Origin of the sequence: Flavobacterium sp. AJR (assembly GCF_002156885.1) — a bacterium.
GTDB lineage: Bacteria > Bacteroidota > Bacteroidia > Flavobacteriales > Flavobacteriaceae > Flavobacterium.
Map to the genome: position 1 here is coordinate 1 of NZ_NCWQ01000015.1, position 14,181 is coordinate 14,181.

Consider the following 14,181-nt stretch of genomic DNA (forward strand, 5'->3'; position numbering starts at 1 on the left):
TAGCCCCGATAGAAGTGGAAATCCTTTTGTTTTTCCTTTAAAAAACAAAAGATTGAAACGGATAGCGGGAATAGCTCCTAAAATTAATTAAAAAAATCTCGCAAAGTTTTCTTTTCACGCAGATTTGGCAGATTAAAGAGATCTTTTAATTAGCTCTGCAAAAAGAATAAATCTGCTTAATCTGCATGAAACAAATTATTAATCATACAAAAACGCCAGGTCTTAAGAAATTAAACTTAGTGACTTGGCGTTTTTACGAGATTATTTTTTTATCTAATATTAGAAGTAAAATCCGAAAGATCCTTTTACTGCAAATTTATTAGCATCTGGTGTATTTAGATAACTTCCTCTCCAAGAGAAATCGATACGGAATACTTTAAAGATATTTCCGATTCCCGCGCTGTATTCCCAATACACTTTTTCGGGTGCATTGTAAATTAAGCCTGATGCATTGATTGCTCTATTAGCATCAGAGATTGTTCCGTAAACTGCTTTGGCACCAATAATTTCTCTCCAATTGAGTTTACGCATAAATGGAATTCGAGCAAAAAGTCGTCCGCCAAAATTATGATCCCATTGCAAAGTCGTGTATTGATCGGTTACAAACTCATAAAAATTCAGGTTACTAAATGTATTCTCGATTGTAAAGTAAGTCTGGTTACCAGGGATTACACTCATTAATCCTAACGGAATTGTTCCGAATGTTTTTCCTGTTTCCAAAATAAGGTTTGTACGACCAAGCGGTCCAATAATTATAGGTTGCTTGTAATACAACTGAACTTTTTCGTATTTAAAATCACTATTCAGTACGCCTTTAAATCCGTGGCTGTAATTAATAAAGAATCTACTAAACGGACTGTCAACGTTATTTCTTTCAACCCCAAAACCAATTGTTTTACGATTTGGAGTGTATTCTATCTGAATATTTGCTTCGGATTGTTTTACTTCACTTTCTATAACTCCCGCAGGATTTGTAGCGGTAGGCAAAGTTGTGTAATAATCTAAACTAAAAGTTGGCGATGCTGACTCTAATGTACGATATGATAATCCTACCTGAAATGTTAGGTTCTTGATTGGTTCGATTTCGGCAGCAACATTGGTTAAATTAATGTTGGTTAATTTCCCATTGCTTCCTGTTGTAAACAATGCTGATGAAGCAAAACTTCGACCTAAAACATCATTGGTCGTTGTTAAACTAGCTCCAATTTGCTCTACATCGCGCCTGTTTCCTCCCGAGATAATAAGACGATTCTTTTTATCGACCATCCATTTTCCCGAAACTCCATATTTAAACTTATTATCTTCAAAACCATATGCGGTATATGCTTGTAATCGCCACGGGTCATTTGGTCCAAAATAAGTTCTTCCTCCTACTCGTACACGAACTCCTTCGACTTCGTTATATCCAAAGGTGGAGAATATTGGTCCGTAATCAAACTTAGGAAACTCTACATATCCGCTACCAAGTATCGAAACTAAGCTATACAATTGCTTAAACTTCTTGACCGTTTGTAATGTATCGAGCATTTTATAAACACCTTGCTCGTCTTTTGTCAGTTTTTCAAATCGGTTTTCTTCCCAATATTCATCAGGCCTATTATAAACTTCGTTATCTATATAGTTAACTTCTTCTTTATAAAAAGCTGCTGGTTTTGATATATTAAATTTATGATCTCTATAAGAACTCGTTCTTTTTCCATAGACACCTTTTGAACTTTCTTTTTTGTTTAATGCAAAATCCGACATCATATAATCTCTCGTAAGAAGAAAGATCGAATCACTTACTACATCAAATTCTTGCTCGATATAAATATCTTTTACCCAGTTAATATTGGCACTTTTTGTAACTGCCATATTAATTTTCTTGATTGCAAATGTGGTATCATTTACCCAAAAATCTCCTTTAAAAGTTAATTCGTTTTTACGTCTTGGATAAAACACGATATTATAACACCATTTGTTATCGATAAATGTACTGTCTTTTAAAACATAGTTATACACATCGATTCCTGTTGTAGATAATGGGCTTGTAAAGCTTTTATCAAAGAATGTAAGGTGATTGTCGTAAATATTGTATTCAGAATATAGGTCTTTTACAAAAGATAATATTTGCTGGTTATTATTAAACCCAGAAGTCTTACTTCCTTTTATTATCTCTTTTACTTTCTTTATATTATTATCTCCATATACATCATACAAAGATTCATTTATAAAAATAGGTAAATATGTTTTTCCTGTAATTTTAGAAGTATCCACCTGTTTAAAGATGAATTCCATTCCTTTAAAAATCTTATTTTTCATGAAGGCACTATCAATGGTATTCATATCGAATTCCACTTTTTCGTACTTCTCCATTTGGTATTGTTTAAACTGGTATAATCCGTTTTTACGTTTTCGCTCCCAGATTTTTCTAAGGATGTCAAGCGCAGGATTATTTTTTTTAGAAGTTTTACCAGTAAAGATTACTACTTCTTTTAAACTTTCGGCTTCGTTCAGCACTACCTTAAAGTTGTAGTTTACTGCTTTCTCTAAAGTAATTTCTTTTTCAGAAAAACCTGCCGATGCAATAATTATTGTAGTATAAGTGTTTGCCGATTCTAAATAAAAACGTCCATCTTCATTAGAAACAATCCCTATATTGGTTCCTTTAAAAACTACGTTTGCAAACGGAATCGGTTGATTGGATTTATCTAAGACGATTCCACTCACTTTTGTTTGTGCAAAAATGCTATTCACAAATGCGAATAAGAAAAATAGACTGAGTACAATTATTCTTTTCATAATCCAAAAAAAAACTTCATCAAATAAGAAAATGATGAAGTTTTATTAGTATTGTTAATTTTCTTATTTTTTATACATTACCTTCTTAACTGCTTTTATGACATCACCTGAATTTGGCAACCAGTCTTTAAGCAATACAGGAGAGTAAGGTGCAGGTGTATCTGCAGTTGTAATACGTTGTATTGGCGCATCAAGAAAATCAAAAGCTTGTTCTTGTACGATATATGTAATCTCAGAAGATATACTTGCAAATGGCCAAGCCTCTTCAAGAATTACTAAACGGTTTGTTTTTTTAACAGAAGTTAAGATTGCATCTTTATCCATTGGACGAACTGTTCTTAAATCGATAATCTCACAAGAGATACCTTCTTTAGCTAATTCATCTGCTGCAATAAATGCTTCTTTGATAATTTTTCCAAAAGATACGATTGTTACATCAGTTCCTTCACGTTTAATATCTGCAACTCCTAAAGGAATTGTATATTCTCCGTCTGGAACCTCTCCTTTATCACCATACATTTGCTCAGACTCCATAAAGATTACAGGGTCATTATCACGAATAGCTGATTTTAAAAGTCCTTTTGCATCATAAGGAGTAGATGGAACTACAACTTTAAGTCCTGGTGTATTTGCAAACCAGTTCTCTAAAGCTTGAGAGTGTGTTGCTCCTAATTGACCTGCTGAAGCAGTTGGTCCACGAAAAACGATAGGCACATTAAATTGTCCTCCTGTCATCTGACGCATTTTAGCAGCGTTATTTATAATTTGATCAATACCAACTAAACAGAAGTTGAAAGTCATATATTCTACAATTGGACGACAACCGTTCATTGCAGATCCAACTGCAATTCCAGTAAATCCAAGTTCTGCAATTGGAGTATCAATTACTCTTTTTTCGCCAAACTCAGCAAGCATTCCTTTTGATGCTTTGTATGCACCGTTGTATTCTGCAACTTCTTCGCCCATTAAATATATGGATTCATCGTGACGCATTTCTTCACTCATCGCTTCGCAAATGGCCTCTCTAAATTGTATTGTTCTCATATTTTATATTGTATGTTGTAATTTTCTGAAAAGCAAAAATAAATATTTTAAATTACTTAAATGCATAAATTTAGTTTAAAAAACAAGAAGTACTTGCTATATGGATGTTTTACTAGAACTTTAACTTTTGACAATCAAAATTTTCCAGTTACGAAATCGATATATTACACTATAAAATAGTTACACCCTTCTTATTTATTTTTTATTTTATTAGAAATTCCATTTTAAGGAAATAAAATTCAGCAAAAAAGACTCCGATATTTCATTTTTTCATTTACTATTGATTCTTTTTAAGTCATAAATATTTGCTTAATAACCACTTTTTCAGGCATAAAAAGCAACATTATTCAAAATTCAAGTCCCATTTTACGAAAACGTAATAGTTTTCTAAAATATTATGCATGCATAGTAAATTATTCGGATTATATTTCTAAATTTGTGGAAACGTATTTAGAAATAATAAAATATATACTTATGAAAATATTAGTTTGCATCAGTCATGTACCTGATACTACTTCAAAAATCAACTTTACCAATGGTGATTCAGAATTTGATACCAACGGCGTACAATATGTAATTAATCCTAACGACGAATTTGGCCTAACACGTGCAATTTGGTTTCAGGAGCAACAAGGCGCTACAGTTACTGTAGTAAATGTTGGAGGTCCTGACACTGAACCAACTTTACGTAAAGCATTAGCAATTGGAGCAAACGAAGCAATTCGTATCAATGCAAACCCAACTGATGGTTTCTTCGTTGCAAAACAACTTGCAGAAGTTATCAAAACTGGTGGTTACGATCTAGTAATTGCAGGAAAAGAATCATTAGATTATAATGGCGGAATGGTTCCTGGAATGATTTCTGGAATCTTAGGATATAACTTTTTAAACTCTTGTACAAATATAACTGTTGACGGAACTATCGTAAAAGCGGTTCGTGAAATTGACGGTGGAAAAGAAACTGTAAGCACATCTTTACCATTAATTATTGGTGGTCAAAAAGGATTAGTTGAAGAGAAAGATTTACGTATCCCGAACATGAGAGGAATTATGACTGCAAGAACAAAAGCGTTAGCAATTCTTGAACCAGTTGATGCTCCTGTAAATACTAAAGCGGTTAAATTTGAAAAACCAGCTCCAAAATCTGCAGTAAAATTAGTTTCTCCAGACAATTTAGATGAGTTAATTAATTTATTACACAACGAGGCGAAAGTAATCTAGTAATCAGTTTTTAGTCACCGTTTTCAGTTACAATAACTTTAAACCTAAAACTTTAAACTTTTAAACAAATAAAATCATGTCAATATTAATATATGCAGAATCTGCAGAAGGAAAATTTAAAAAGGTAGCTTTTGAATTAGCTTCATACGCTAAAAAAATTGCCGAATCATTAGGAACAACTGTTACAGCATTAACTATAAACACAAGCGACGTAAGCGAATTATCGAAATACGGAGTTGATAAAGTTCTTAAAGTAACTAACGATAAATTAGCAGGTTTTACTGCTAAAGCTTATGCTGACGTTATTAAACAAGCAGCTCAAAAAGAAGGTACAAAAGTAGTTTTACTATCTTCTAGTACAGACAGTATTTATCTTTCATCATTAGTTGCAGTTGGCTTAGACGCTGGATTTGCATCAAATGTGGTAGGATTACCTGTAAGCACATCCCCTTTTCAGGTAAAAAGAAATGCTTTTTCTAACAAAGCTTTCAATGTTACAGAAATCAGTACAGATGTAAAAGTATTAGCTCTTGCTAAAAACTCTTATGGTATTTACGAAAGCGCTGGTGCTGCAACTGCAGAAGATTTTAATCCAACAATTGGTGACAATGACTTTGGAGTAAAAGTAGAATCTGTAGAAAAAGTTACTGGAAAAGTATCTATTGCAGATGCTGATATCGTAGTTTCTGGAGGTCGTGGATTAAAAGGACCAGAAAACTGGGGATTGGTAGAAGATTTAGCTGCTGTACTTGGTGCTGCAACCGCATGTTCTAAACCAGTTTCGGATTTAGGATGGAGACCTCATAGCGAACACGTAGGACAAACAGGTAAACCAGTTGCAACAAACTTATATATTGCAATAGGAATTTCTGGTGCTATCCAACATATTGCTGGTATTAACTCATCAAAAGTAAAATTAGTAATCAATAATGACCCAGAAGCTCCTTTCTTTAAAGTAGCAGATTATGGTGTTGTTGGTGATGCTTTTGAAATTGTACCTAAGTTAATTGAGAAATTAAAAGCATTCAAAGCGCAACATTCATAGATTTTAAAAATTCTATACTAAAATAATGCTACCTAAAAATAAGATAATCGTATCTTTGCTTTAGGTAGCTTTTTTGTTCCATATTTTTTGATTAAAATTGCACTTTTATTTTTTACACAAAATTCTAATTAAAATGAGGTATTAATACCTTTTACGTCTGCAACTTATGAGCTTAGTTAAATTATCTATAAAAGGAATTTCATACAGTCAAACTCAAAATGGCGCTTATGCTTTGATTTTGAATGAAGTTGATGGCGAACGAAAGTTACCAATTGTAATTGGTGCATTCGAAGCGCAATCAATTGCTATTGCTTTAGAAAAAGAGATAAAACCACCTCGCCCATTAACACATGATTTATTCAAAAACTTTGCAGAACGATTTGATATTGTTGTTAAGCAAGTTATTATCCACAAATTGGTTGATGGAGTATTCTATTCCAGCTTAATTTGCGAAAGAGATAAAATTGAAGAAATAATCGACGCAAGAACTTCTGATGCTATAGCATTGGCATTGCGTTTTAATGCTCCAATATTTACTTATAAAAACATATTGGATAAGGCAGGAATTTATTTAAAGTCAAACTCTATGGAGAGCGATAAGGATTCTCAAGAAATTGATGATGTTCTTTCTAATCCAGAAACATTTGGTCGCGAAGAAGAATCTAATCAATCTGGCGAAACTTATTCTAAACACACAACTCAGGAACTTAACGAATTATTAGAGCAAGCTGTTCTTCAGGAAGATTATGAAAAAGCAGCCAAGATTCGTGATGAAATTTCGAAGAGAGAATCCTAATGTTTAATTGTGAATTTGTTTATTCGTTTAATCGATTAAACAATTTACCGAATAAACGAATAAACCAAAAATGAAACAATACTTAGACTTAGTACAACATGTTCTTGAGAACGGTTGTCAAAAAGGAGATAGAACCGGAACTGGTACAAAAAGTGTTTTTGGATACCAAATGCGTTTTGATTTAAGTGAAGGTTTCCCAATGGTTACTACCAAAAAATTACACTTAAAATCTATCATATACGAATTACTCTGGTTTTTAAAAGGAGATACTAATATTAAATATCTACAAGAAAACGGAGTTAAAATTTGGGATGCCTGGGCAGACAGCAATGGAGATTTAGGTCCTGTTTACGGACACCAATGGCGTAATTGGAATAGTGAAGAAATCGACCAAATTTCGGAACTGATTACCGAACTTAAAACAAATCCAAACAGTCGCCGAATGTTGGTTTCTGCTTGGAATCCATCGGTATTGCCAGACACAAAAAAATCATTTGAAGAAAATGTAGCCAATAACAAAGCGGCTTTACCTCCTTGTCATGCTTTTTTTCAGTTTTACGTAGCAAGTCCTGACCTTGAAAAAGGCGAAACTAAAGGAAAATTATCTTGCCAATTATACCAACGAAGTGCCGATATCTTTTTAGGAGTTCCATTTAATATTGCATCATATGCTTTATTAACTATGATGATTGCACAAGTTTGCGACCTCGAAGCTGGAGAATTCATCCACACTTTTGGAGATGCACACATTTACAATAACCATTTTGAACAATTGGAATTACAATTAAAACGTGAACCAAAACCATTACCAAAAATGGTTTTAAATCCAGATATAAAAAACATTTTCGATTTTGATTATGATGATTTTACCCTTGTAGGTTATGAACCACATGCAGGAATCAAAGGTAGTGTTGCCGTATAAAACATCAAAATAACAACAATCCGCTTTAACGAGCGGATTTTTTTTATCTCAAAAGATGCAAACCATGCTCTTTCAAGAGCAAAATATCTTACAGGATAAATATTCAACTATCAAAACAGTCCTGTTTCAAAATAAATTTTATCTTTATAATCTAATATTTTACTCATGGAAAAGGAATTACACGAGCAGTATGAATACGCCAGAAGAAGAATCAAACAAAAGAAAACCCTTTATTTCCATTTTGTCTTATTTCTTTTAGGAAGTTTATTTTTATTTATTGCCAATCGGTTTTTTAATGTCTCAAATGGGCAAACTTGGTACCTATGGATAATTACCGCATGGTGTTTTATTTTTATTTTACACTTTATAAAAGTATATATCACCGACCGTTTCATGAATAAGAATTGGGAAAGAGAACAAATTGACCGACTTGTTGCATTACAACAAAAAAGAATAGCTCAGCTAGACTCAAGCATAAATGACAATACCGAAAACAAACTTTAGTTCGAAACAAAATGATTATAATGATTGCGGCAGTTGCCGAAAACAATGCGCTTGGAAAAAATAACGAAATGATTTGGCATTTATCAAATGATTTTAAAAGATTTAAAGCTCTTACCACTGGACATCATATTATAATGGGACGAAAAACATTTGAAAGTTTTCCTAAACCATTACCAAACAGAACTCATATTGTAATAACGCGTCAAGAAGATTATCAACCAGAAGGATGTATTGTTGTAAAAAGCATAGAAGAAGCAATTGCAAAATGTCCCGAAAATGATGATTCGTTTATTATTGGCGGAGGAGAAATTTACAATCTTGGAATGCCATTAGCAGATATTCTAGAAATTACAAGAGTACATCATAGCTTTGAGGCCGATGCTTTTTTTCCAGAAATTAATAAAAAGGAATGGCAACTCGTAGAGGCTGAACCCAACACCAGAGATGAAAAACATCTTTACGATTACACTTACGAGACCTACGTTAGACAATAGCACAAAAAAAAAGTCCCTCAATAATGAGGGACTTTTTTTTGGCAAACAATGATTAGAGAAATGACCTACTCTAGAAAGAGTATTTGATAACATAAAATAAAAATTACAAATATTAAAAATACACCAGAAAAGAATATTATAATATTTGAGATTTTTTGAGAGTACATCTCAAAAAAGCCTTTAATACCAAATACCACGAAGGTACTAAAGACAAAGAAAATTAAAATTTCCAAAAACAAATTTAATCCTAAGAACGTATTTTGCGCTTTAAAAAGAATACTGCTCTCAAAAACAGTACTTTCAAAACAACTTACTAGAACAAACGAGATGATAAGCGCAAGTAGCACCCATTTGATTTGGGTCATTAATTCTCTATTAATCATTGAAAAAATATATACATTTTTACAAAGTAAATTTCCACATTAAATAAGGATCCTACAATACCCACTTTTAGTGATTTTTTACAAATCATTAAAAGTGGGTATAAGAACACAGATCCAAAAATAATTTCATATCGTAATTAAAGAAACTGAATAACAGTTAATACAGATTGTATTATATTTGTACAAATAAAAAAAATGGCAGAGAAAATAACACCTTATAAAGATTCAGCCTTAGGCAAGAAAGAACAAGTAGAACAAATGTTTGATACAATATCAGGAAATTACGATAACTTAAATCGTGTAATTTCATTTGGTATTGACATAAAATGGCGTAAGAAAGTTTTAAAAATAGTTTCGGACAAAAAACCAAAGATAATTCTAGATATTGCAACAGGAACTGGCGACTTAGCTATTTTGATGGCTCAGACAAATGCCGAAAAAATTATTGGCTTAGACATATCTTCAGGAATGCTTGAAGTAGGAAAAAAGAAAATCGCAGCAAAAAACCTTACTCAAACTATTGACATGGTTGTAGGAGATTCTGAAAATTTACCTTTTGGAGACAATCATTTTGATGCAATTACCGTTGCTTTTGGTGTTAGAAATTTCGAAAATCTAGAAAAAGGATTATCAGAAATCTTAAGAGTTTTAAAACCTAATGGTGTTTTTGTAATTCTTGAAACCTCGGTTCCAGAAAAACCTCTATACCGTCAAGGCTACTCTTTTTACACTAAAAATATACTTCCGTTAATAGGAAAATTGTTTTCAAAAGACAATTCAGCTTATGGATATTTGTCAGAATCTGCTGCCGCATTTCCACATGGAGAAGTCTTAAACAATATTTTAAGAAAAATTGGGTTTATAAGTGTCGTGGCTATGCCACAAACATTTGGTGTAGCAACAATATATTCAGCTTCTAAAAAATAGTATGAAAAAAACTGTAATCTTAATTTTACTTGCCCTGACTACAAAAGGATATAGTCAATTTACTAAAAGTATGTTTAGTAAAGATCCTATTATCAATTTGGAAACCTGGCAAAAACAACGCCTTTATTTTGGGTATTACCTCGGATTTAATAGTTATGATTTCAAAATAGACTATAAATCGTATGAAGAAATAAACCAAGACATTCAGGTAAAAAAAACAACTGGATTTAATGTTGGGGTTGTAGCCGATTTAAGATTAATGGAATATATCAACCTTCGTTTTGAACCGGGGTTATATTACACAAAGAGAGATTTATACTTTCCTAATCCCGAATTAACTTCGAAGACAGATTATTTAAGAGAAGTAAGTAGCACTTACATCAATTTTCCTTTGTTATTAAAATTTTCATCTCTAAGAACCGGAAACGTACGTCCTTACCTACTTGGAGGAGTTTCTACAACATTAAATTTATCTAGTAACGCAAAATCTATAGACGACAACTTAGAGCAACGCTTTAGGGTAAAAGCCTGGACTATGAATTATGAATTAGGTTTTGGTATAGATTTCTTTTCAGAGTATTTTATATTCTCTCCTTCTATCAGGGGTTCATTTGGTATTAATGACGAGTTAATACGTGACAAAGACCCAAATAGTCCTTGGACAGGAAATATTGAATCTATAAAATCAAGAGCAATTTTAATTAACTTTACTTTTCATTAAACACATATAACTAGCTATTTCGTTTAAACTCACTAAGTATAATTGCGGTTGCAGTAGCCACATTTAAACTTTCGGTTTTTTGAAGTTCCCCAAATCTAGGAATAGTTAGTCTGTTTTTGATAGTTTTTTCGATTTCGTCGGAAATTCCGTTGGCTTCATTGCCCATTATAATTATCCCTTCTTGGGGTAAAGCTGTTTGGTAAATATTGGATCCGTCCATAAAAGTCCCAAAAACAGGAAGTGGTGTTTGAGCAAGAAAAGCTTTTAAATCAATATAATTTACATTAACCCTGGCAATTGAACCCATTGTAGCCTGAACTACTTTAGGATTATAAATATCTACTGATTCTTTAGAACAAAGCAATTGCTTAATTCCAAACCAATCACAAAGACGTAAAATAGTCCCTAAGTTTCCTGGATCACGAATGTCATCAAGAGCTAAGATTAAACCAGATTCTATTATTTTTTTATCGGCAGGAATTTTAAAAACTGCCAAACAAGAGTTAGGAGTTGATAATGCACTTATTTTTTTTAATTCTTGTGCACTAATTAACGTTTTCTTAGAGACTAAAACAGTCTCAAAATCGTTTTGAGTAGTATATAGGTGTTCCAGTTCAAAGTTGGATTGCAACAATTCTTGAATTACTTTTACCCCTTCGGCAAAAAACAATTGATTAGCAAAACGCTGTTTTTTTTGAAGTAAACCCGATATAAGCTTGATTTGGTTTTTACTAACCATAAAATAATGTACTTTTGAATTAAATATTTTAGAACACTTGAGAAAGAATTCCACAAAAATAGCAGCATTTATTCTAATAGCAATATTTATTTCAGCTTGTAATTCTGTAAAAAGAGTTCCTAACGGCAAAAAGCTTCTTACAAAGAATGAAATTATAGTAAATGACAAGCCTATTAATGACGAAAGCGTGTCCAACCAATTGTACCAAAAACCTAACAGTACGCTTATTGGTGGATACAAGTTGCGCTTAAACTTATACAACTTAGCCAATCCAAATCCAGATTCAACTTTTCAGGCAAAATATAAAAGTAATCCTAAAAGATATGAAAGATTATCAAAATTATTATCTGCAAAACAGGTAGACCGATTAGGACAATCTTTCTTATATAAAGGAATAAATGAGTTTTTTAAAACAACTGGTGAGCCGCCAGTAATTATTGATACTAGCAAGGTAAAAAAATCAGCTACGCGTTTAAAATATCATTATTTTCACAATGGTTATTTTAATGTAAAAACTGCTTTTACAATTGATAGTGTAGCCGCAAAAAAAGCCAAGATTCGTTACAATATTACAACAGGACAACCATTTCTCTTAGATACTATCAGTACTAACATATCATCTCCTGATGTAGATTCTTTATATAACAAAAGCATTGAAAACACAGTATTAAAATCTGGAAATCAATACAAAACAAGTGATTTAGAGGATGAAAAAAACCGTATAACAACTTACTTTAGAAATCACGGTGTATATTATTTTCAATCTAACAATGTTACCTATAATATTGACACGATAAATAAAAAGAACAAAGCTAATATCGATTTAATCATAAAAGATTATAGTTATCAAGACAAAGATTCTAGTAGAACTATGCCTTTTAAAATCTACAAAATTAGCGACGTTAACATATACACAGACTATTCTGCTGCAAATGCCAAATTAGAAATTAAAGATAGTACTACCTATAAAAACTTTAATTTATACAGTTACAAGAAATTAAAATATAGGCCTTACGCTATAACCGATGCTATCTTTATTACCAAAGGAAGCACATTTGCTGATTATAAAACAACTCTTACAACCCGATATTTAAACAATTTAAAGATATTTAATTATCCGTCTATTCATTATGAAGTCGACAAAAGAGATTCGACTGCACAATCTTTAATCGCCAAGATATACTTAACTCCTAGAAAAAAATATAGTTTCCAAACGACATTGGATGTTACACACTCGAATATTCAGGATTTCGGAATTGGATTTAGTCTTTCTGAAACAATTCGAAATGTTTTTAATCGTGCCGAAACACTAGAAATAGCTGGTCGTGTTAATGTTGGTTCTTCACAAGATTTAGCAAATCCAAACGGAACTTTCTTTAATGCTTCTGAATATGGGGTTGATATTAAACTGAATGTACCTAGAATATTAATGCCTTTTGGAACTGAAAAAATCATTCCAAAAAGTATGATTCCGTCTACGGTAATGACTGCTGGTTTTGCAAAACAGCGTAACATTGGTCTTGATAAAGAAAATTTTACGGGTGCATTTACCTATAACTGGACTCCAAAAAGAAATAACACTGCACGTGTCGATCTTTTGAACATACAATATGTGCGAAATTTAAATCCGCAAAATTACTACAGAGTATATCGTTCCTCTTACAATGCTTTAAATGATATTTCACAAGAATACACTTATAACGACAAGCCTCTATTTGTTGACGATAATAATGATTTAGTAATAGACGAGGGCACATCAGGTTTTACAAAAGAGGTATTAGACAAAACAATTCCTGTTTCTAGTGATGATTATCAATCGGTAGAAAGCATCGAAGAAAGAAGGATTAGACTTACGGAAAATGATTTTATCTTAGCATCTAATTACACATTCACAAAAACGACAAAAAAAGATTTATTAGATAATACTTTTTATCTTTTTAAAGCAAAAATCGAAACTGCCGGATCATTACTTTCTCTAATCTCTCAAGCTGCTAGTTTGCAAAAAAATGCAAATGGGAACTATGAAATTTTCAATTTAGAATATTCAGAATATTTAAAGACCGAATTTGACTACATTAAACACTGGGATTTATCTAAAGAAAAAGTAATTGCTGTACGAACGTTTTTTGGAATTGCTGTTCCTTTTGGTAATTCAGATTATGTACCTTTTTCAAGAAGTTACTATTCTGGAGGTTCAAATGACAATAGAGCCTGGCAACCCTATTCACTAGGACCAGGAAGCACAGGAGCTGTTAATGATTTTAATGAAGCCAATATGAAAATCGCTATTAGCGGTGAATTTAGATATAAGATTTTAGGGAAGTTAAAAGGAGCTATTTTTGCAGATGCAGGAAATATCTGGAATGTACTAGATAATGTAACGGATGAAAAAGCAACATTTAAGAACTTAAGCGACCTTAAAGACATCGCACTAGGAACAGGAATAGGGTTTCGCTATGATTTGAGTTTTTTCGTAATCCGTTTTGACTTAGGATTTAAAACCTATAATCCTGCTTACGAAATGAACAAACGCTGGTTCAGAGATTACAATTTCGGACACTCAGTTTTAAATTTTGGAATAAATTATCCTTTCTAATGCTAATT

Annotated in this window: 12 protein-coding genes; 9 read left to right on the plus strand and 3 right to left on the minus strand. The window is 32.2% G+C overall.

What is annotated here, in order from left to right; genetic code table 11:
• Positions 1 to 279 precede the first annotated feature (279 nt).
• Both B8T70_RS05315 and B8T70_RS05320 read right to left on the minus strand, forming a co-directional pair.
• Positions 280 to 2,781 carry a DUF5686 and carboxypeptidase-like regulatory domain-containing protein gene (locus B8T70_RS05315; RefSeq protein ID WP_086894174.1) on the minus strand — a complete coding sequence of 834 codons (2,502 nt, stop codon included), beginning with the start codon at positions 2,779 to 2,781 and terminating at the stop codon, positions 280 to 282.
• Positions 2,782 to 2,844: 63 nt separating this feature from the next.
• Positions 2,845 to 3,825: a pyruvate dehydrogenase complex E1 component subunit beta gene (locus tag B8T70_RS05320; protein WP_086894175.1), complete on the minus strand. Its 981-nt coding sequence runs from the start codon at positions 3,823 to 3,825 to the stop codon at positions 2,845 to 2,847.
• A 474-nt stretch (positions 3,826 to 4,299) separates the two neighbouring features.
• On the opposite strand from B8T70_RS05320, the gene B8T70_RS05325 reads away from it, so the two are divergent.
• The 8 genes from B8T70_RS05325 (at position 4,300) to B8T70_RS05365 (ending at position 10,838) form a co-directional block, all read left to right on the plus strand.
• Positions 4,300 to 5,046 carry an electron transfer flavoprotein subunit beta/FixA family protein gene (locus tag B8T70_RS05325; RefSeq protein WP_086894176.1) on the plus strand — a complete coding sequence of 249 codons (747 nt, stop codon included), beginning with the start codon at positions 4,300 to 4,302 and terminating at the stop codon, positions 5,044 to 5,046.
• A gap of 76 nt (positions 5,047 to 5,122) precedes the next feature.
• Positions 5,123 to 6,091, plus strand: coding sequence for an electron transfer flavoprotein subunit alpha/FixB family protein (locus B8T70_RS05330; protein ID WP_086894177.1), 969 nt, complete (start codon positions 5,123 to 5,125; stop codon positions 6,089 to 6,091).
• A 166-nt stretch (positions 6,092 to 6,257) separates the two neighbouring features.
• Complete coding sequence (locus B8T70_RS05335; protein WP_039112487.1) at positions 6,258 to 6,887, plus strand: bifunctional nuclease family protein; 630 nt, start codon at positions 6,258 to 6,260, stop codon at positions 6,885 to 6,887.
• Between the two features lie 70 nt (positions 6,888 to 6,957).
• Positions 6,958 to 7,809 (plus strand): thymidylate synthase, encoded by an 852-nt coding sequence (locus B8T70_RS05340; RefSeq protein ID WP_039112488.1) that lies wholly within the window; start codon positions 6,958 to 6,960, stop codon positions 7,807 to 7,809.
• Between the two features lie 165 nt (positions 7,810 to 7,974).
• Entirely contained in the window at positions 7,975 to 8,313 is a 339-nt protein-coding gene (locus B8T70_RS05345; RefSeq protein WP_039112489.1) for a 2TM domain-containing protein, read from the plus strand.
• A gap of 11 nt (positions 8,314 to 8,324) precedes the next feature.
• Entirely contained in the window at positions 8,325 to 8,807 is a 483-nt protein-coding gene (locus tag B8T70_RS05350) for a dihydrofolate reductase (protein ID WP_086894178.1), read from the plus strand.
• Between the two features lie 578 nt (positions 8,808 to 9,385).
• Positions 9,386 to 10,117, plus strand: a complete 732-nt coding sequence (gene ubiE / locus B8T70_RS05360; protein ID WP_039112491.1) for a bifunctional demethylmenaquinone methyltransferase/2-methoxy-6-polyprenyl-1,4-benzoquinol methylase UbiE — start codon at positions 9,386 to 9,388, stop codon at positions 10,115 to 10,117.
• A gap of 1 nt (position 10,118) precedes the next feature.
• Complete coding sequence (locus B8T70_RS05365) at positions 10,119 to 10,838, plus strand: porin family protein (protein WP_086894179.1); 720 nt, start codon at positions 10,119 to 10,121, stop codon at positions 10,836 to 10,838.
• A gap of 10 nt (positions 10,839 to 10,848) precedes the next feature.
• Here the strand turns inward: B8T70_RS05365 and B8T70_RS05370 are convergent, their stop codons facing one another.
• Complete coding sequence (locus B8T70_RS05370; protein ID WP_039116889.1) at positions 10,849 to 11,577, minus strand: RNA methyltransferase; 729 nt, start codon at positions 11,575 to 11,577, stop codon at positions 10,849 to 10,851.
• 37 nt (positions 11,578 to 11,614) lie between these two features.
• On the opposite strand from B8T70_RS05370, the gene B8T70_RS05375 reads away from it, so the two are divergent.
• Complete coding sequence (locus B8T70_RS05375) at positions 11,615 to 14,173, plus strand: BamA/TamA family outer membrane protein (protein WP_086894180.1); 2,559 nt, start codon at positions 11,615 to 11,617, stop codon at positions 14,171 to 14,173.
• Positions 14,174 to 14,181 lie beyond the last annotated feature (8 nt).